This window comes from Mojavia sp., assembly GCF_059505145.1.
Genome location: NZ_JCACKA010000063.1, coordinates 208,046 through 225,106, shown reverse-complemented (window position 1 = coordinate 225,106; position 17,061 = coordinate 208,046). Strand labels below are relative to the sequence as shown.

Genomic DNA, 17,061 nt, shown 5'->3' with positions numbered 1-17,061 from the left:
AGCTTTGACGATTGTTATTTGAGTAAATTGTTGCGCTTACCTATATCCCGCCCTGCACTGAAGTGCAAGGCTAATAGCCTAACTCCACTGAAGTGGACTGAAATGTTTATTTAGTCCTCTTGAGAGGACTTTAGCTATTAGCCTCAGAATTTATTCTGAGGTGGGACAGCAACGAAGTGAAAGATTTAAAAGGTGTAATTAATAACAAGCCTTTTTAGGGTGAGGGCGACGAGATGCAAAATATAAATTTACCTGGACTAAATCTAGGTAATTGAGATACTAACTAATCAAAACTCCTTTTTTAAAGAGATAGCGAAAACAGGAGAAACGAGAAATAAGGATTTTTGTCTGTCTTTAACTTTCCTCCTCACTTGCCCAAAACCTAACTTTCTATTAGCGACACTATAATGGGCAAAATTGCAATATTTTTTACTTATGCTTAATAATCCTGATTTACTCACCAACCTTTATAACGCTTTTAACCCCTTTGAACCCTTACCCGCCGATGACACAAGGTATGTAGATTGTCAGGATGTACGCGGAGATGCGGATATTCTGCAAGAGTTGGGAAATCGGATGCAACAAGCAAACACGAATACTCAAATTGATATTTTATTGATTAAAGGTCTGGAATATCTTTATATAAGTATGAGAAAAGGACTTTTGGCGAAATTACTGAAGGTCAATTTAGTAATTTAACAAGCGTACCGCATATTTTAAATCACTTAAATCAACAGCGAGAACGGTTTAGAGATAATTTCCCATTTTGCTTTGTTTTTCTTTTGCGGTCATTTTCGATAAACTATTTAATCCACCGCGCCCCAGATTTTTTTGATTGGCGCTCTGGGGTATTTGAATTACCAACAAAACCAGAAGTTTTAGAGCAATAATCATCTCGTTTGATACTAGAAGGAAACTATGAAGAATATCTAAAACCTACACCAGAAGAAAAGATTGAAAAAGTTTTAGAAGTTCAAGAACTGCTAGCTGAGAAACATCAGACAACAAGTAGTAGGGTAAGTTTATTGCTGAAACTAGGAAATTTACTGCTTTCGGCAAAAGAATATGAAGAAGCACTCACATCTTACGAGCAAGCAATCAAAGTTAAACCTGATTATTACCAAGCTTGTTATAACAAAGGCATTGCGCTTTCTGCTTTAGGTCTGAAAGAAGAAGCAATCACATCCTATGAGAAAGTATTGAAAATTAAACCTGATTATCACCAAGCTTGGTATGCCAAAGGTGTTTCACAGTCTGCTTTAGAACGCAAAGAGCGATCGCTCCTGAGCCAACTTAAGTTAAGTGCGATTTATTTCTAGATATTCAATCGGCTAATCTATACTAAAAACAGTTATTCAGCCCTGATTGCAATCTATGACAGCAACACCAGTTATTCACAAGCAGTATGTTGAGTGGAGAGAAAATAGTTACTGGATTAAAGATAGTCGTGTTTCTTTAGACTCTGTTGTTCATGCTTTCTTGAATGGCACATCCCCGGAAGGTATCGTTCAAAGTTTTCCAGTATTAAAGCTTGAGCAAGTTTACGGTGCGATCGCATTTTACTTAGCAAATCAATCCGCAATTGATGCGTATTTGAAAGCTGGCGAAGCTGAGTTTCAGAAACTACGTCAAGCTTCAAAGGAACAGAATGCAGCATTGTATAACAAGTTGCTTGCTGCTAAAGGCGATCGTCAATGACAATTCGGTTTCAAGCGGATGCTGACTTCAATCAAAATATTGTGTCAGGTGTTTTGCGGCGTGAACCAAGGATAGATTTTCAGACGGCGTTAGTAACCGATTTAGAAGGCTTGCAAGATATAAGCTGTTAAGCATTTAATTTGCACATTGAGACCGCAGGGGAGCAGGGGGCAGGGAGCAGGGGAGAGGGTTTGCAGCTTTTATTACCATGAAAATGGTGCAATTTAAATGACGATTAGCTTAGAAGTTTTAGACATTGCAGCTAAAGAAGGGCGAATTCTGGTTTCTCATGATCGCAGAACAATGCCCTTTCACTTTGCTGAATATATTACCGCTCAAACAAGTGCAGGTGTCTTGATTATTTCTCAAGATTTACCAATACAGGAGGCAATTGATAGTTTAATCCTGATTTGGGCTGCTTCCGATGCAGAAGAGTGGATTAATAGGATTTTATTTTTGCCTTTATAAATTAAGGTTTCACTTGCATCAAATACAGCTATCGAAAGGGCACAGCATTGCTGTGCCCCTACGTGTTGGATAATTTATTTTGTTGGGATTTGTTTAATTCAAAATCCCGATAAAATTACTTGCCGTTACCGTTACCGTGACCATTACCAGCAAGCACACGTTCAGCGAGTTTTTCCGGTACTTCTTGGAGATGGTCATATTCCCAGTGGAAGGAACCAACACCGAGAGTGAGCGATCGCAACTCTACAATAAAGTTCTGCATCTCGGCTTGCGGCAAATAGGCTGAGATATTATCCCAGCCTTGCCAATCATTTCTACCTTCATAGCCCAAAATCTGCCCCCGTCTACCACTCAGCAGTTGCAGCACTTTGGAAGTAAATTCGCTAGGGTTTGTCACTTGCACGCGGAGAATCGGTTCTAAAAGGGTGGGTTGGGCTTGGGGTATCCCCGTTTGCATTGCCAACCTAGCAGCTTGTTTAAAGGCTTGTTCAGAACTATCAACGGTGTGGTAAGAACCGTTTGTTAGAGTTACCGCCACATCCACAATTGGGAAACCCAAAGGCCCGTGTGTCAGAAATTCCCGCACACCCATTTCTACACCAGGGATATACTGTCTAGGAACCACACCCCCAACGATAGTTTCCCGGAAATTAAAGCCTTCACCACGTGGTAAGGGCTGGATATCGAGAAAAACATCTCCAAATTGCCCGTGTCCACCGCTTTGGTGCTTGTAGCGCCCATGAACTGATGCTACAGGTTTACGGATAGTTTCTTTATAAGGCACTTGTGGCAAGTGGGTTGTCATTGGCAAGTTATATTTACGGCGCAGCCTATCTAAGGCGACTTGCAAATGAATTTCACCTTGTCCCCAGAGAATTACTTCGTGGGTGTCGCCATGTTGTTCCCAAGCTAGTGAAGGATCTTCTTCCAACAGTTTGGCGATCGCACTGCTGAGTTTTACTTCATCGTTGCGCTTTTCAGGAGTAATGGCGAGGGCGAAAACTGGTTCTAACTGTTCGGCTTTCGGTAATTCTAGTTTCAGTTGTGGATCTGTGGAGAGGATATCTCCAGTTTTCACGCCTTCTAAACGGCTGATAGCGACAATTTCACCAGCAAAAACTTCATTAACTACCTGCTGTTGTTGTCCCATGAGGCGATAAATACCACCTGCACGAACACCGTTGAGGACAATACCATCGGTTAATTTGCCCTGCCAAACCCGCACTAAGGAGAGTTTGCCACCTTGGGGAGTGTAATAAGTCTTTAATACCTGAGCGATCGCAGTATTGCTTGCTTTGCTTAAACGACGTTCTGCTGTGGTTTCAGGTTCGGGTGCTTCGCGTACCAGGGCGTCTAATAAAGGTCTAACACCATAATCTTGTTCAGCCACACCAAAGAATACAGGCACTACCAAATCTGCGCCCAATTCCATTTTTAAATCTTTAAGAATTTCTTCTTGGGGTGGTTCGATATCTTCTAAAAGTTCTTCCAATAAATGGTCATCAAAATTTGCTAAAGCTTCGAGCATCTCCGCTCGTGCAATATGTTCTTCTTCTTTTAAGCTTTCGGGGAAGGGAATGGAATCAGCTGGTGCGCCTGCATGATATTGATATGCCTGTTCGGTCACCATATCGATAAAGCCGGTTAACTGTTCCCCCTGCATGATGGGATATTGGTGCGCTACTAGGGGGCGGCTGGAAACGGCTTTGAGGGCGTGTAATGTCTCTAAAACATGAATATTTGCCCGATCCATTTTGTTAACAAAGACGATATGAGGGATTTCCCAATCGTCTAGGAATTTAAATAGGGGGGCAAGGGTGAGGACGCGATCGCGTATGGGTTCGCAAACTACAATTGCCGCATCAACTCCCATTAAAGCGTTGTATGTTTCTTGGGCAAATTCTACACTGCCGGGACAGTCAATAAAATTGAAGCGCAGACCGTTATACTCGGTGCTAGCCGCGCTTACTTCTACACTCATGTGGCGATCGCGCGACTCACTCGCACTATCTCCCACTGTGTTACCATCCTTGACGCTACCCTTGCGAGAAATTGCCCCTGTGACAAATAACAAACTCTCTAGTAAAGTTGTTTTCCCACTTAAATAAGGGCCGACAATTGCAACATTCCGCGAACCCGATTTTACTTTTTCGTTCATAAAACCTCCCTTGCGGTTAGTGACTTCTAACCGCCTTATCCTGTATATTTCAGGGATAAAAAATGGTTCTCTTCGAGGAAGAATCATTCCCTCTTTAATCTGTTATTATCCTCCCTTTAATCTGAGGAACAAAAAATCGTAGTCTGTTGTAAGATTTAGCTAAAGAAACGTTAATAAATTCAAACTTTAGTACTATAGTTTATAGTTTTGTAACCTATTACTATTTTCACCAACTATTTTGTAAAGCAAACGTAACTGAAAGTATTGCCAGTCAGAAAAGCAATGGGATTATCATTCAATCAATATCAAGAAGGCAGGAGAGAAGGGGGCAAGGAGACAAGGGGACAAGGGGACAAGGGGACAAGGAGAGAAATTCTTACTCTTTACTCAGCACTCTTTCAAGGCAGAAGTAAAGAAAGTTTATTTCACAAGTTTTTCAATCTTTTGCAAGTCAATAATTATTGCCGCCAAGCTGTACTGGTAAGTTTGGTTTTGCTGGGTGAAAGTCTTTTGTTTGCATCTGCCAGTCTCCCCATCCCCCCATCTCTCCATCCTGGCTTGCTGGCACAATCTAGTGGACAAACTGCCACAGACTTCTTAAATCAGGGCTTACAAGCGATTCAATCGGGTAGAGTCCAAGATGCAATCGCCTTATTTAGAAAAGCCACACAACTAGATCCAAGATTGGCAGCTGCACACTATAATTTAGGACTAGCATTGCGGCAATCAGGACAATTACAACCTGCGGCAGATGCATTTTATCGAGCAACCCAAACTGATCCCAAGTTTGCACCAGCTTTTGCCAATTTAGGCGGAGCATTGTTAGAAGGAAATAATTTACAGTTGGCGAATGATTACTTACAACGGGCAATAGAACTTGATTCTAAACTCGGTTTTGCTCATTATAATTTGGGGTTGCTCAGAGAACAGCAACGGAATTGGGATCGAGCGATCGCATCCTTTAAAAAAGCGATGCAATATAGTCCAAATGCACCAGAGCCTGCTTACCATTTAGGCTTATCTTATCTACAACAAGGCAAAATTGATCGAGCAAGAGATGCATTTAGTAAAGCGCTAAGAATTAATCCTAAATATCCAGAAGTACACTACAATCTCGGTTCAATTTGGTTTAGCCAAGGCAAATTAACAGAGGCATTAGAAGCATTTAGAAAATCTGCCACAGGTAACTCCAACTATCCCAACGCTTATTACGGTGCTGGGTTAGTTTTTATGCAATTACGACAGTATGGAGAAGCAGCACAAGTATTCCAATATGCTAGAGATTTATACAATGCTCAGGGTAATCCTGAATGGGGCAGAAACGCCGAACAATTGTTGCAACAAGCACAGAATTTAAATTACCAACCTCGCTGAGGCGAGAACCTTTAACATTGCGTAACAATAGGAAGAATGGGTGGACTGGCTGGGTGGTCTGAACTTGTTCGGATTGGAATGATAATGCACATGCAAAAACGCGTCAAAAGTCGATTTTTATTTTGCGATCGCTGGTTTGATCGCCATGCCATTGTTCGCAACATGGAAGCTTTTCAAGACTTAATTGTCATTGTCTTGTGTTTAGGTTTATTTGCTGTAATGTTGATACAATTGTGGGGCATATTTGTTGCCATCACACAGACACTAGATTACAAAGTAATCACAGCAAAAATCCTATTTGTATTGATTTTGGTGGAGTTATTTCGACTCCTCATGGTCTACTTGCAAGAACATAGTATTTCTGTTGGCGTAGCAGTCGAAGTCACAATTGTATCCGTACTACGAGAAGTAGTCGTTCACGGTGCGTTAGAAATTTCTTCAGTTCAGACAGCAGCAATTTGTGGCTTATTGTTGATTCTGGGTGGACTACTAATTGTGTGTGCCAAGACACCGCACATGGATTGCATGAGCGCTAATACTAAGTTTTGCCCGATTGTCTATCAAGGCGGTAGTGAATTGCAAAACGAGTTGGAATTTCAATATTCACGTCGCCGTGATGAAAACCAACCTCTGGCATAAATAAGCCCATAGATAGCTGCATAGTAACTATCTAAGCTAAACTGCATATCCTAGCCTGAAATTTTTATATCTACGGCTGCTAATGCAAGCTTGGTAATTTTTTCTACGCTTTTGGGAAGATGAATGCCTCTTTTAGGATAGGTAGAAATTAAGTAGAAACCTAAAGGAGAGTTAATTTATGACTACAGGTAACGGACAGTCTCAAGAACCCATTAGCAACCTAGAGTACGATTTTGTAACTGTGTTGCACAACAAAGCTGAAGCAGTCAAAGCCTACGATACCTACATTAAAGATGCACAGGAAGCTAACTCTCAACCCTGTGTAGAATTATTCCAAAAATTGCGGCAGTCTGATGTTGAGCAAGCACAAGAGATTCGTCGCCATCTTCAAGAAGTGATGCAGCAAGGTAAGATGTAACGTTGGCGATTGAGAGACATTAAGCAGCAGGCGCTATCAGCTACACTGATTCCCTGCTGCTTGCTGCACTTGTTCTACAGTTAAATCCAAAGCTTGCGCTACTTGTTCTACACTCAACCCCAAAGCCAACAAGCGGGGTACAGCTTCTAACTTAGCTTCCTGTCTACCTTCCTGCCGACCTTCCTGCCGACCTTCCTGCATAGCATCTTCCCAGGCATCCTGCTTCATTGATTGATACATTCTTGTCTTTTTAAATTCGTCGTCTATACCCAACATTGCTGCCAACTCCTCTCGGCTCAATCTTGTAAATTTGTACAACAGGATAGTTTCTATTAATTCTACAATTTGCTTCTTAGTAGTTTCATCTGCCAGTTGCTCTCTTGCCTGCAAAATTAATGCTCTACCTCGGTCAACGGCTGTTTCTTCGCTTTCGATAATTAACTTTACTATGGCAACTTGAAGTGAATTTTCTGTAGCTGTCCCTAATTCATCTAGATAAATGCGTTGTACTTGCCGGCTATCTAGCAATAACCGATACGGTAATTGGTCTTCTGGGTCTAAACTGCGTTGAGGATAGATAACAACAGCACGCCAAAAATTAACAGATGGGTTTTGACGCAGGTAAAGAAAGATTTCTGCAAACAAGCGTCTATAAAAAGTGTTGTCTAGTTGAAACTGGACTTCAGCAAAGTATAAAGGTTGGTCTGCTGTTTCAGTTTTAGGGATAAATACCCCATCAATGCGAAAAGCAGTTTCTTTTATTTCAACGGAAACGAACTCATAGGCGTTGGGGTTGACGTTCGTATCGCCAATGATGGCAAAAAATATACTAGGGAAAGCTTGAAATAAGCTATAGAAAATTTTGTCAGTTTGCACTTGGATTTTATTGTGCCAAAAAATCTATATTTGCAAGTTTATCAAGAAGTACCTAAACGCACAGTATTGAGTCAATAGACATCGCTTGCTGGTAGTAGATGCAGTGAAACGCTTTTAAAATACAAGATTAGCTTAAGCATAAAGTAAACCAACATCATTTTTTTCAGTTGTTGGGTTTCACCTGTTGCAACTGAACTTCAAAACATAGTTTCCCTAGCTTAAAGTATTAAATTTGAGGTTCAGAAGTACAGCGATCGCCTTCATCACTTTATTATTCAACCTCAGAACACAAAACTTCCAGTTGCAAATCTCAACTTTGAGGTTTAGAAGCACAGCGATCGCCTTCACAACCCCATCATTCAACCTCAGAACTCGGAACTTTGAGCTTGGAACATAAAACGTCGAGTTCGGAACTTGGAATGTCGAGCTTGAAACATGAAACTTCGAGTTTGGAACAGGAAACTTCAAGCTTGGAACATGAAATGTCGAGTTCGGAACACGGAACTTTGAGTTGGAAACAGAAAACTTCAAGCTTGGAACTCGGAATGTCGAGTTTAGGCGATCGCGTTTTTAAATTTCATCATGGTAAGCTTTGAGTAAAACTTGTAAATTTCGCTTTACATCACCCTAGCTGTCCATTATCCGATTAACTTTACTTCCTTCACTTTTGTTTAAGTCCCGCTAATTCCTCCCAAGGTTCAACTTCAACTACACCTTGATGCTTACTATTACTCTTATGTTTTTTATCTACAAGTTCTATCGGAATAAGATCATCCTCTAAAGCATCTAAACCTGAAGCGTTTTCCTTAAATTTTGGTGTATTTTCTAGAAGTGTTTCTAGTTGATCGCTGCTAAAAGCCATAAGTTCAACCCCTGCGATAGTGCGACGAGTCGAATCATGCATAAAGTGAACTAAACCCTGAACCGGAGCTCGGAGCTAAATCTATTCGTATACCGTTGTACTCAGTCTCCCAATATCCGAATTTTCCTAAATATTTAGGGTCTGTATGGTACTCTTTCCACTTCAGTGTGCTAGCTTTTTTGTTGATATTTTTTAGTACAGATCGTATGCTGCCTGATACACCGCGCCTATCATAAACGGGATAAACCAAATATATTGTTGGTGGTTTCTCATCCGCAATTGGGTCGAACCCAAATATCATAGCGTTGCATTTAGCTAACTGCTGAAGGCTATGCTGTAGTGCCATCTCAGCCGGAGTTATTCTTCTAATCGGTGCTACAACTTTTGACCAATTCAACGGCGGTTTGTATAAATTTATTAACTCATTTTCAAGAGTTGGAAGAGCGTTTATATTATTACTGCAATTTATCCAACTAATACTAATACGGTCTTTGCGATTAAATCTTTTTAGTTGTTTAAATCTATGATGTTCACGCCAGCGTCCGACCAAGTTGACTGTTCTACCAATATAAAGTATCTGACCTTTGCTATCAGATACAAAGTAGATTGCTGCACAATTTGGCAGTTGGTCTTTGTCTAATAAATAAACCGATGGCAGGTCAGAAATTTTGATGTTTGTTAATAACATTGCATGACTGCAACCAAATTATGTACAAGTTAAACTATTGAAACTTTAGCAATTTAAAATGTAAATCTAATTACTCATTATTTGCAGTTATAATTAGTAATATTATCTCCTTGTATGAGGCTACATTTATAGATTTCCCTCAAATTATCTTAAATTAACAGTTCCAAATTATTTTGAAAAGCAAACTATAAATAGGTAAAAAATAATTGCGATCACCTCCCTCCTCCGCGCGAACCTCCGTGTTCCTCTGCGTTAAAAAACAATACCCCTCTCCGCCGACGGAAAGGGGTTAGAGATGAGACATTAAAATTCTCACTGCTGACACTCAAGACTCAGCAATCAGCATTACCTAATAAGCTTCTTGCAACTCGTAAAAATCAGGCGAGATGTAATCCTTACGCAAAGGCCAACCCATCCAATCTTCTGGCATTAAAATCCGCTTCAGGTTGGGGTGTCCTTCGTAGATAATGCCGAACATATCGTAAGACTCGCGTTCTTGCCAATCTGCGGTTTTCCAGATCCAGTAGACTGAAGGAACTGTAGGGTTTTCTCTTGGCAAGAACACCTTCAATCGTACTTCTTCAGGGCGATCGCTATTATCACCAACTTTAATTAGGTGATACACACTTACCAATTCTTGTCCAGGCCCAAGGTCAATACCACCTTGAAACTGAAGATAATTAAACCCATAAGCATACAGAGCCGTAGCCATGGGGAGCAAGAAATCCCGCTCCACCTTCAGTATCTCTATCCCATTAGCATCGGGTGCTAAAGACTCATGCTCAAAGCCGTTTTCACTCAACCATTGGGAAACTTGACCGGCTGTTACCAAAGCTGCTTCATCTGCTGGTACTGGTTTAGATTCTTCTTCAGCCACGGTTCGTTTCCTCCTTTTGTTTCTGGGATGTCAGTAAAGCAGGTGGTACTGGCAAACCAATCGCTTCTGCCAATTCCTTCGGTGGGGTAAAGCGAGCGTCTGACTGCATATACTTACCAGTTAAAATTTGCTGCACTGGCTTCAGATTATGAGTCGTGCTGTAGTAGCGGTGGGTTTGCTTAATTTGACTCCGCTCTTGCATTGAATCATTAGCTATTTTCTTCCGCAGCTTAATGATTGCGTCAATAATTGCTTCTGGACGAGGAGGACAACCAGGTAAGTACACATCTACAGGAATCAGTTTATCAACTCCACGTACAGCAGTAGGAGAATCAACACTGAACATCCCGCCAGTAATCGTACAAGCTCCCATCGCAATTACATACTTCGGCTCAGGCATTTGTTCATAAAGCCGCACGAGTTGAGGTGCCATCTTCATGTTGATTGTCCCTGCCGTAATAATTAAATCAGCTTGGCGGGGGCTAGAACGGGGAATTAATCCGAAGCGGTCAAAATCAAACCGGGAACCAATTAAAGCTGCAAACTCAATAAAGCAGCAAGCCGTACCAAATAGCAACGGCCACAAACTCGAAAGCCGCGCCCAGTTGTAAAGATCATCAACCGTAGTCAGGATTACGTTTTCTGAAAGATCCTGGGTGATTGAGGGACGCTCAATCGGGTTGATGATTCGCTCTTTGTCCTGGGTTGTTAAGTTAGAATTCACGACCATTCCAAAGCTCCTTTACGCCATGCATAAACTAAGGCGATTACAAGAATTGCAATAAAAATTAGCGCTTCAATGAATGCCAATAGCCCTAGACGGTGAAAAGCAACCGCCCAAGGGTACAAAAATACAGTCTCTACATCAAAGACGACAAAGACTAGGGCAAACATATAGTAGCGGATATTGAACTGAATCCAGGCTCCGCCGATGGGTTCCATGCCTGATTCATAGGTGGTGCGCCGTTCTGCGCTTTTGCCACTAGGTCTTAAGAGCTTGGACGCTGAGAGCGCCAGGGCAGGCACTAGGCTACAGATAATTAGAAAGCCTAGAAGGTACTCGTAACCGCTGAGGACAAACACAATGAATATCTACCGCTTATGGTGTAAATAAGGCTGTTACTTTCTTTTACATTATATCTTTTAGGCTTTTCTGAAATCTGGGAAACAAACGCGCTGAGGGTATTTGATTCGTTTTTGATTGTGATAGAAAATTCTAACAGTTATGTCATAATTTTTAACGTATATTTAATATTTGCCCCTCTGCGAGGCCTAAGCCATGAGCGAACAAAGCGAACAAACTGTTGAAAATCAAGAGTTAGACCGCTACGAGTGTCGCGCCTGCGGTTACGTTTATGAACCTGAAAAGGGAGATGACAAGCATGACATTCCCTCAGGAACATCTTTCGCAGACCTGCCCTTATCATGGCGCTGTCCGGTGTGTAGCGCTAAAAAACAAGCTTTCGCCAATATTGGCCCTGTGGGACAAGCATCTGGCTTCCGAGAAAATCTTGGTTATGGTTTAGGTGTGAATACGCTAACGCCAACCCAAAAAAGTATCTTGATTTTTGGGGCATTGGCACTTGGTTTCTTGTTTTTTCTCAGTCTCTACGGCTTACAATAAGACCCGCTATCTTTTTGAACCAGTCCGTAGTTAGTTATTGCCCCTAAGGTAAACGTTTTAGATAACCCGTACACAAATTTAGAAACAACTAAGAAATACTGATGCATTCAATTTTTAAAAGTTGGCAACGAATATTTGCCTTGTTAATAGTTGTCCTGATGTGTATAGGTTGTAGCAAAGTCCCCTCTACCAGCTATAACCCTTGGGCAATCATTACTGTCCCCACAGAAGCAAAGCTGCTGGATATTGCTTTTGCTGCTAATTCTCAGCATGGCTATTTAGTAGGTAGCAACGCCACCATTTTGGAAACCAATGACGGTGGGGAGAATTGGAAACCCTTAACGTTAGCACTGGATGACTCAAGGTATCGCTTTGACTCTATTAGTTTTGCTGGCCAAGAAGGGTGGATTGTGGGAGAGCCTTCTTTGCTGCTGCACACCACTGATGAAGGTCGTTCTTGGTCGCGCATTCCGTTAAGTGAAAAACTACCTGGTAGCCCTATTCGTATCAGTGCATTGGGGCCAAACGCAGCTGAGATGGCTACTGATGTAGGCGCTATATATAAAACCACCGACGGCGGCAAAAACTGGAAAGCCCAGGTGGAAGCAGCGGTAGGTGTGGTTCGTAACCTGGAACGTTCTGCTGATGGTAAATATGTTGCTGTTTCGGCTAAGGGTAGCTTTTACTCTACTTGGGAACCAGGGCAAAATGCTTGGGTTCCTCATAACCGCAATAGTTCTCGCCGAGTAGAAAACATGGGCTTTGCTGACAATGGTCAGTTGTGGATGCTAGCAAGGGGCGGTCAAGTTCAGTTTAGCGACCCAACTAAACCTGAAGAGTGGCAAGAAGTACAAGCTCCTGAGTTCTCTACCAGTTGGGGTTTACTAGATTTAGCGTATCGCACACCCAATGACATTTGGGTAGGTGGCGGTAGCGGTAATTTGCTGCACAGTTCCGACGGTGGTAAAACCTGGGAAAAAGACCGTGAGGTTGAAGAAGTTGCTGCTAATTTTTACAAAATTGTGTTTTTCCAACCTGAGCAAGGGTTTATTATTGGCGATCGCGGCGTTTTACTAAAATATAAACCCAACGTTGAAACAGCTTCCCAGTCAGAGGCGGCTTAGTGGTAACACTAGGTTGATGTAGTTCTGTTTATTTCTGAGAAGGACGTTGCAAGTTGTAACTCTTTCTAAACTTTGTAGGATAATAAACTCAATAACAGTCTTGTGAAGGTAGGAATTAAATGTCAGGTACCACTGGAGAACGTCCATTTTCGGACATTATTACCAGCGTTCGTTACTGGGTGATCCACAGCATCACTATTCCAGCATTATTTATTGCTGGTTGGTTATTTGTCAGCACAGGACTGGCTTATGATGTGTTTGGTACACCACGACCCAATGAGTATTTCACAGAAGTACGGCAGGAAGTGCCCATTGTGAACAACCGTTTTGAAGCTAAACAGCAAGTTGAAAAATTTATCGAAAAGTAGTTTGAAATCATGACTAGTGGCAACAACATCAATCAACCAGTTACCTATCCAATTTTTACGGTTAGATGGCTTGCAGTTCACACTTTAGGTGTGCCAACCGTCTTTTTCTTGGGCGCGATCGCCGCAATGCAGTTTATTCAACGCTAGGAGGAACTCATGGAAAGAACGCCCAATCCTAATAATCAGCCGGTTGAGCTAAACCGGACTTCCCTTTACCTGGGACTATTACTAGTTTTTGTTCTGGGTATTCTGTTTTCCAGTTACTTCTTTAACTAACTGGAAAAACTGTTGTTAATCATTTGTTTATTTAACCTGTGTTGATTTTTTATTAAGGGAGGAGATAAAACTATGTCTCGAAGTGCTGGAAGTGGGAGAATTCCCCTATGGGTCGTCGCTACGATCGCAGGGTTAGGTGTAATTACTGTTGTAGGCATTTTCTTTTACGGAGCCTATGCCGGACTCGGTTCTTCAATGTAATGGTAGCTTGAGCCAAATAGCATAAGTAGTGTAGATTATCTAGCACTTGTTTAGAAATCAGCATTAAAAAACCGCCTATCTCATTGAGACAGGCGGTATTCTAATATTTATTAAATCCACTCGGTAATGGATAAAAAGCGAAGTAGCCTATTACCTAATAATCGATTAGCCAATATCGTCGCGTTCAATGTATAAAAAGAAAAACGCGAAAGCTACTGCTGGGAAAACTAGACCAGTCAAAGGAACAAAAATAGAAGGCAAGAACGTAGAATACGCCAAAATAGAAGGCAAAAATGCGGTTGACATAGCAAATATTCCTGTTCAATCACACTACAATTCAAGATGAGCTTACTGCAAATTCAGCCCCATTTTTTAAATTCTAAAGATTTTTAACACAGCTACCATAGCCAAAGCTATTTAGATACCTAGTAGCTCATCCACCAGCTGCAAATTTGGCAAGTCTGGCGGTATCACAGTTCGTGTTATGGTAACTTTATGACTTTCCTGTTGGGTTGCCATATCTAGAGCGATCGCCTCAACTCGTAATTCCAAACAACCAAAAGGAATGTGCAATTGCGTGATTGCTTCCAACCCTCCCAAGGAATTAGGCTGTAAATTTTTCAGTAAATAAGGGCCGTCTAGCAGCCAGCGAGTTTGGCAATCCTCAACCCATAACTTGACAACCACTTGAGGCGATACCTCAGGTAATTCCACTTGCACTTTCACAAATTTGCCCGCGATCAGTTCACCTTCTGGCACATACAATTGTGGAATTGGTAACGGCTCAGTAATCGCCGCAGTTATAGGTAACGAAGTTGAATCTAATAGCGCTGGCTCCTCCGCTTGGGAGGTATGACTTTTTGCTGCATTTATTTCAGGTTCACTGTATGTATCATCTACAACAATTTCTTGCGCTAACCAAGCCGGAATGCTCTTGGTATGGGGAGGAGGCAATGATGGAGGGTCTTGACGTACTAGCGCGGAGGCTTCTTCTGTTATATTTTCTGCTTCTAAAACAGTTGGTATCTCTATCTCCTCTTGTTTTATCGGCTCCTCATCTGTTAATTCCCCCGTTTCATCATTTAGCTTTAATGGCAAGTCGATATCAGACATTAAAATTTGAGGGTTAGAAGAAACGGAAGCCTTTTCATCAGGCATTGTCTGCTCGGCTAGAACATTAGTATCATAATCTCGGTCTGGCACGTGGATGATTTCGGGTATAGAAAATCCTTGGCTCTGCAACCATTTCGTAATCAAAGGGGATGAGTAGGGATTGCCTTCTATAATTAACTCTGAACGAGGTGGGTTAACTGTTTGTGCAACAGACTCATCAATTAACTCCGAAGCAGATGGTGTAGCTATTTCTACAACAGACTCATCCTGCAATTGTCGATCATTGGCTACTAATTCTGATGCATTGGCTTCAGGTGTGTTTTGATGCTCCGTTAGAGTTTCATCTGGCTCCTTTGAGTTCTCAGAAACCTGAACATCCAATGTATCTAATACACCACTGTTTATTTCTTGGCGATCATTTGGCAAGACTTTTAACCGTTTCAAGTACGGAAATGTACTGCCAGCCGGTACTCTGCGATGTTTAATGACAAGCTGATCGAGATTGATTGTGGCTAAAGTTTCAACCTTCTCTAAACTTGCTTCGGTTGTTGGCGGTTCTGCTGTAGAAGTTTCTGGGGAAGAAATTACGGCTGTTGGGGGTTCTGCCACCGCCGCCGTTGCGATCGCCTCGATTGGCAGCGGTGGAGGCGGTGGAAGCGGGGGAAAATTCGGCAATTGAAGCGCACGATAATCTGCTGATTTCTTAACCGTAGACGGCCCTTGGGCCGCTTCTCGTGAAGATTGCTGGCTAATTTGTGGTGGTAGGGATTGATTCGGGGATGGATTGAGCGGTAGAGATTGGTCTGATTTGACAGTTTTAACCAGATTGAAAAGTGCCAAATCGATACTAAATGATGGCTCTGGCTCTTTAGCAGCAGTAGGTGAGGTCAGGGGTGCGCTTTTGTCATCCAAAATATCTGGCGTACTAGATTTTGTTGCGGCTGTAATTGCTAGTAATTCAGTGACATCTGCTGTAATTGTGAAAGACTGGCTAGCTAACAGTATCGCTTCACCAAAGTCAGTTAGTCCTCCATACACACTAATATCCGCCAAGATTAATTTAGATTCACAGTCAGCAGGAATATCAATTGACGATGTGATATTAAAGGGCAACACCTGATTCAGTAAAGGTTGCCTTACCTTGGTCAAGATTTCCGCTTCTAAGGGTGAGCGCAGCTCAATTTCTATTGCTAGCCCATAGAGACTTTCTGGGTAAGGTATCTCAGCTTCCATATCTAGCTCCACCCGTCCCTTGACGGTGAGAGCTTGCCCCCAGTGAGCAACATAGGCTTCCTGAACGAGGGTCAGTAATAACGGTGGTGATATTGCTATATCCGAAGAATCATCCTCCGTTTCATCCTCAAGCAAAGGGTCAGATGTAGGTAAAGCTAAATCTATTAAGTTTTGTAAAATTTGTTCTGCTGTCTCACCTTTGAACCAAACCGGACTTACAGGCTGATCGATAACAGCATCTTCTTGAGTATCAATTAACAGATCAGTTCCGCTAAGGCTGTTTTGTGTTGCAATTGCTAGTTCTGTGGGAACAGCAACAGTAACAGTGTCTACTATCGCAATAGGGGATTGTGCCGAAGTAGCAGATACCAAATTGTCATCAGCAATACTTTCTGGGTCATCAAAGAAATCTGATTCCAGACTCGTTTCGCCCTCTATGATTCCCACCTTCTCATCTGTTTGTTCAGACAAAACTCGTAGAGAGACATTGTATTGCCAGGATTTACCGAGAATATCCGACATCAAGTCACCGGAGCATTGCAACTCCCAAATACCAGGCTTGAAGTAGGTAAAAGGAATTACCGCCATTAAGCCTTCTGAATTAGTACGACGCGATCGCTTCTGAATTCGCCGCTTTGGTGGTACTTCTTGCGTCGAAGAGTGCGTTACTCGCACTTCCACGTCTATATTAGGCCGGTTAGAACGAGCCAAAACTCTATACCGACCCTCCGTAATTTCTCCCTTTGGCGATTCCAGGGCATGCCAAGCGCGATCGCCCTGCTTCTGTATCAGAAATTGCCAGTGTTCCATTGTGAGTGATGCCCAGACCGAAGACCAGCTGAGTAATATTTTGCATTACTTGCTTGCAAGTTTACCTCAGCAATTTATAATTGCATAACCTCAGACGATGTTTTGATATTGATATTAAGTAATCAAACTTTATTCTCAGCAACTTAGATTAATGAGAATAGATACCCAATTCAACTCGCATTACATTCTTTGAGTATGATCAACATATCAAATACCCCCAACTGCCCATTCCAATAGTGGCTGCTGAGGGTATG

Annotated in this window: 23 protein-coding genes and 1 pseudogene; 15 read left to right on the top strand and 9 right to left on the bottom strand. The window is 42.0% G+C overall.

Features of this window, described 5'->3' with window-relative positions; translation table 11 throughout:
* Window positions 1–435: 435 nt before the first annotated feature.
* From AC5JL8_RS13315 to AC5JL8_RS13300, 4 genes and pseudogenes are all read left to right on the top strand, one after another.
* Window positions 436–1,289: pseudogene (locus tag AC5JL8_RS13315) on the top strand (tetratricopeptide repeat protein); the annotation flags it as partial.
* A gap of 85 nt (window positions 1,290–1,374) precedes the next feature.
* Window positions 1,375–1,698: a DUF433 domain-containing protein gene (locus tag AC5JL8_RS13310; protein WP_495880245.1), complete on the top strand. Its 324-nt coding sequence runs from the start codon at window positions 1,375–1,377 to the stop codon at window positions 1,696–1,698.
* Complete coding sequence (locus AC5JL8_RS13305; RefSeq protein ID WP_495880244.1) at window positions 1,695–1,829, top strand: hypothetical protein; 135 nt, start codon at window positions 1,695–1,697, stop codon at window positions 1,827–1,829. The genes AC5JL8_RS13310 and AC5JL8_RS13305 overlap by 4 nt, the downstream gene beginning before the upstream one ends.
* Before the next feature lie 97 nt (window positions 1,830–1,926).
* Window positions 1,927–2,166: a hypothetical protein gene (locus AC5JL8_RS13300; RefSeq protein WP_495880243.1), complete on the top strand. Its 240-nt coding sequence runs from the start codon at window positions 1,927–1,929 to the stop codon at window positions 2,164–2,166.
* A gap of 115 nt (window positions 2,167–2,281) precedes the next feature.
* Here AC5JL8_RS13300 and AC5JL8_RS13295 read toward each other — a convergent pair whose 3' ends face one another.
* Window positions 2,282–4,324 carry an elongation factor G gene (locus AC5JL8_RS13295; RefSeq protein ID WP_495880242.1) on the bottom strand — a complete coding sequence of 681 codons (2,043 nt, stop codon included), beginning with the start codon at window positions 4,322–4,324 and terminating at the stop codon, window positions 2,282–2,284.
* Between the two features lie 282 nt (window positions 4,325–4,606).
* Here AC5JL8_RS13295 and AC5JL8_RS13290 point away from each other — a divergent pair, with 282 nt between their 5' ends.
* The 3 genes from AC5JL8_RS13290 (at window position 4,607) to AC5JL8_RS13280 (ending at window position 6,755) form a co-directional block, all read left to right on the top strand.
* A complete protein-coding gene (locus AC5JL8_RS13290; protein ID WP_495880241.1) occupies window positions 4,607–5,698 on the top strand; it encodes a tetratricopeptide repeat protein in 1,092 nt (363 codons plus the stop codon).
* Between the two features lie 84 nt (window positions 5,699–5,782).
* The gene (locus tag AC5JL8_RS13285) at window positions 5,783–6,337 is read left to right on the top strand and encodes a phosphate-starvation-inducible PsiE family protein (protein WP_495880240.1); all 555 of its coding nucleotides are present in this window, start codon (window positions 5,783–5,785) and stop codon (window positions 6,335–6,337) included.
* Window positions 6,338–6,515: 178 nt separating this feature from the next.
* Window positions 6,516–6,755 carry a hypothetical protein gene (locus tag AC5JL8_RS13280; RefSeq protein ID WP_495880239.1) on the top strand — a complete coding sequence of 80 codons (240 nt, stop codon included), beginning with the start codon at window positions 6,516–6,518 and terminating at the stop codon, window positions 6,753–6,755.
* Window positions 6,756–6,791: 36 nt separating this feature from the next.
* Here AC5JL8_RS13280 and AC5JL8_RS13275 read toward each other — a convergent pair whose 3' ends face one another.
* Window positions 6,792–7,631 carry an Rpn family recombination-promoting nuclease/putative transposase gene (locus tag AC5JL8_RS13275; protein WP_495880238.1) on the bottom strand — a complete coding sequence of 280 codons (840 nt, stop codon included), beginning with the start codon at window positions 7,629–7,631 and terminating at the stop codon, window positions 6,792–6,794.
* A gap of 232 nt (window positions 7,632–7,863) precedes the next feature.
* Here AC5JL8_RS13275 and AC5JL8_RS13270 point away from each other — a divergent pair, with 232 nt between their 5' ends.
* Together AC5JL8_RS13270 and AC5JL8_RS13265 are read left to right on the top strand one after the other, a co-directional pair.
* Window positions 7,864–8,028, top strand: a complete 165-nt coding sequence (locus tag AC5JL8_RS13270) for a hypothetical protein (protein ID WP_495880237.1) — start codon at window positions 7,864–7,866, stop codon at window positions 8,026–8,028.
* 22 nt (window positions 8,029–8,050) lie between these two features.
* A complete protein-coding gene (locus AC5JL8_RS13265; RefSeq protein ID WP_495880236.1) occupies window positions 8,051–8,227 on the top strand; it encodes a hypothetical protein in 177 nt (58 codons plus the stop codon).
* Window positions 8,228–8,292: 65 nt separating this feature from the next.
* Here AC5JL8_RS13265 and AC5JL8_RS13260 read toward each other — a convergent pair whose 3' ends face one another.
* The 5 genes from AC5JL8_RS13260 to ndhC all read right to left on the bottom strand — a co-directional run bounded on the left by AC5JL8_RS13260 (window position 8,293) and on the right by ndhC (window position 11,141).
* On the bottom strand, window positions 8,293–8,535 hold the full coding sequence (locus AC5JL8_RS13260) for a hypothetical protein (protein WP_495880235.1): 243 nt from the start codon (window positions 8,533–8,535) through the stop codon (window positions 8,293–8,295).
* Entirely contained in the window at window positions 8,528–9,181 is a 654-nt protein-coding gene (locus tag AC5JL8_RS13255) for a GIY-YIG nuclease family protein (protein ID WP_495880234.1), read from the bottom strand. Before AC5JL8_RS13255 ends, AC5JL8_RS13260 begins: the two co-directional genes overlap by 8 nt.
* 349 nt (window positions 9,182–9,530) lie before the next feature.
* Window positions 9,531–10,058: an NAD(P)H-quinone oxidoreductase subunit J gene (locus AC5JL8_RS13250; protein WP_495880233.1), complete on the bottom strand. Its 528-nt coding sequence runs from the start codon at window positions 10,056–10,058 to the stop codon at window positions 9,531–9,533.
* Window positions 10,051–10,788 carry a photosynthetic/respiratory NAD(P)H-quinone oxidoreductase subunit K gene (gene ndhK, locus AC5JL8_RS13245; protein ID WP_495880232.1) on the bottom strand — a complete coding sequence of 246 codons (738 nt, stop codon included), beginning with the start codon at window positions 10,786–10,788 and terminating at the stop codon, window positions 10,051–10,053. Before ndhK ends, AC5JL8_RS13250 begins: the two co-directional genes overlap by 8 nt.
* A complete protein-coding gene (ndhC, locus tag AC5JL8_RS13240; RefSeq protein WP_045872960.1) occupies window positions 10,779–11,141 on the bottom strand; it encodes a photosynthetic/respiratory NAD(P)H-quinone oxidoreductase subunit C in 363 nt (120 codons plus the stop codon). Before ndhC ends, ndhK begins: the two co-directional genes overlap by 10 nt.
* A gap of 196 nt (window positions 11,142–11,337) precedes the next feature.
* On the opposite strand from ndhC, the gene AC5JL8_RS13235 reads away from it, so the two are divergent.
* From AC5JL8_RS13235 to AC5JL8_RS13210, 6 genes are all read left to right on the top strand, one after another.
* The gene (locus AC5JL8_RS13235; protein ID WP_495880231.1) at window positions 11,338–11,682 is read left to right on the top strand and encodes a rubredoxin; all 345 of its coding nucleotides are present in this window, start codon (window positions 11,338–11,340) and stop codon (window positions 11,680–11,682) included.
* Between the two features lie 101 nt (window positions 11,683–11,783).
* A complete protein-coding gene (locus AC5JL8_RS13230; RefSeq protein WP_495880230.1) occupies window positions 11,784–12,806 on the top strand; it encodes a photosynthesis system II assembly factor Ycf48 in 1,023 nt (340 codons plus the stop codon).
* A 119-nt stretch (window positions 12,807–12,925) separates the two neighbouring features.
* Window positions 12,926–13,174: a cytochrome b559 subunit alpha gene (gene psbE, locus AC5JL8_RS13225; RefSeq protein ID WP_495880229.1), complete on the top strand. Its 249-nt coding sequence runs from the start codon at window positions 12,926–12,928 to the stop codon at window positions 13,172–13,174.
* Window positions 13,175–13,183: 9 nt separating this feature from the next.
* Window positions 13,184–13,321, top strand: coding sequence for a cytochrome b559 subunit beta (gene psbF, locus AC5JL8_RS13220; protein WP_015115279.1), 138 nt, complete (start codon window positions 13,184–13,186; stop codon window positions 13,319–13,321).
* Between the two features lie 9 nt (window positions 13,322–13,330).
* Entirely contained in the window at window positions 13,331–13,450 is a 120-nt protein-coding gene (gene psbL, locus AC5JL8_RS13215; RefSeq protein ID WP_010997988.1) for a photosystem II reaction center protein PsbL, read from the top strand.
* A gap of 72 nt (window positions 13,451–13,522) precedes the next feature.
* Window positions 13,523–13,651, top strand: a complete 129-nt coding sequence (locus tag AC5JL8_RS13210; protein WP_495880228.1) for a photosystem II reaction center protein J — start codon at window positions 13,523–13,525, stop codon at window positions 13,649–13,651.
* Between the two features lie 165 nt (window positions 13,652–13,816).
* Here AC5JL8_RS13210 and psaI read toward each other — a convergent pair whose 3' ends face one another.
* Window positions 13,817–13,957: a photosystem I reaction center subunit VIII gene (gene psaI, locus AC5JL8_RS13205; protein WP_495880227.1), complete on the bottom strand. Its 141-nt coding sequence runs from the start codon at window positions 13,955–13,957 to the stop codon at window positions 13,817–13,819.
* A gap of 111 nt (window positions 13,958–14,068) precedes the next feature.
* Window positions 14,069–16,807, bottom strand: a complete 2,739-nt coding sequence (locus AC5JL8_RS13200; RefSeq protein ID WP_495880226.1) for a hypothetical protein — start codon at window positions 16,805–16,807, stop codon at window positions 14,069–14,071.
* Window positions 16,808–17,061 lie beyond the last annotated feature (254 nt).

Coding starts and splice junctions, on each gene's coding strand:
- AC5JL8_RS13210 (WP_495880228.1), top strand. CDS start 13,523: ATGTCTCGAAGTGCTGGAAGTGGGAGAATTCCCCTATGGGTCGTCGCT.
- psbL (WP_010997988.1), top strand. CDS start 13,331: ATGGAAAGAACGCCCAATCCTAATAATCAGCCGGTTGAGCTAAACCGG.
- psbF (WP_015115279.1), top strand. CDS start 13,184: ATGACTAGTGGCAACAACATCAATCAACCAGTTACCTATCCAATTTTT.
- AC5JL8_RS13300 (WP_495880243.1), top strand. CDS start 1,927: ATGACGATTAGCTTAGAAGTTTTAGACATTGCAGCTAAAGAAGGGCGA.
- AC5JL8_RS13290 (WP_495880241.1), top strand. CDS start 4,607: ATGGGATTATCATTCAATCAATATCAAGAAGGCAGGAGAGAAGGGGGC.
- AC5JL8_RS13295 (WP_495880242.1), bottom strand. CDS start 4,324: ATGAACGAAAAAGTAAAATCGGGTTCGCGGAATGTTGCAATTGTCGGC.
- AC5JL8_RS13230 (WP_495880230.1), top strand. CDS start 11,784: ATGCATTCAATTTTTAAAAGTTGGCAACGAATATTTGCCTTGTTAATA.
- AC5JL8_RS13305 (WP_495880244.1), top strand. CDS start 1,695: ATGACAATTCGGTTTCAAGCGGATGCTGACTTCAATCAAAATATTGTG.
- AC5JL8_RS13265 (WP_495880236.1), top strand. CDS start 8,051: ATGTCGAGCTTGAAACATGAAACTTCGAGTTTGGAACAGGAAACTTCA.
- AC5JL8_RS13255 (WP_495880234.1), bottom strand. CDS start 9,181: ATGTTATTAACAAACATCAAAATTTCTGACCTGCCATCGGTTTATTTA.
- AC5JL8_RS13280 (WP_495880239.1), top strand. CDS start 6,516: ATGACTACAGGTAACGGACAGTCTCAAGAACCCATTAGCAACCTAGAG.
- AC5JL8_RS13235 (WP_495880231.1), top strand. CDS start 11,338: ATGAGCGAACAAAGCGAACAAACTGTTGAAAATCAAGAGTTAGACCGC.
- AC5JL8_RS13200 (WP_495880226.1), bottom strand. CDS start 16,807: ATGGAACACTGGCAATTTCTGATACAGAAGCAGGGCGATCGCGCTTGG.
- AC5JL8_RS13285 (WP_495880240.1), top strand. CDS start 5,783: ATGCACATGCAAAAACGCGTCAAAAGTCGATTTTTATTTTGCGATCGC.
- psaI (WP_495880227.1), bottom strand. CDS start 13,957: ATGTCAACCGCATTTTTGCCTTCTATTTTGGCGTATTCTACGTTCTTG.
- AC5JL8_RS13260 (WP_495880235.1), bottom strand. CDS start 8,535: ATGCATGATTCGACTCGTCGCACTATCGCAGGGGTTGAACTTATGGCT.
- psbE (WP_495880229.1), top strand. CDS start 12,926: ATGTCAGGTACCACTGGAGAACGTCCATTTTCGGACATTATTACCAGC.
- AC5JL8_RS13310 (WP_495880245.1), top strand. CDS start 1,375: ATGACAGCAACACCAGTTATTCACAAGCAGTATGTTGAGTGGAGAGAA.
- ndhK (WP_495880232.1), bottom strand. CDS start 10,788: ATGGTCGTGAATTCTAACTTAACAACCCAGGACAAAGAGCGAATCATC.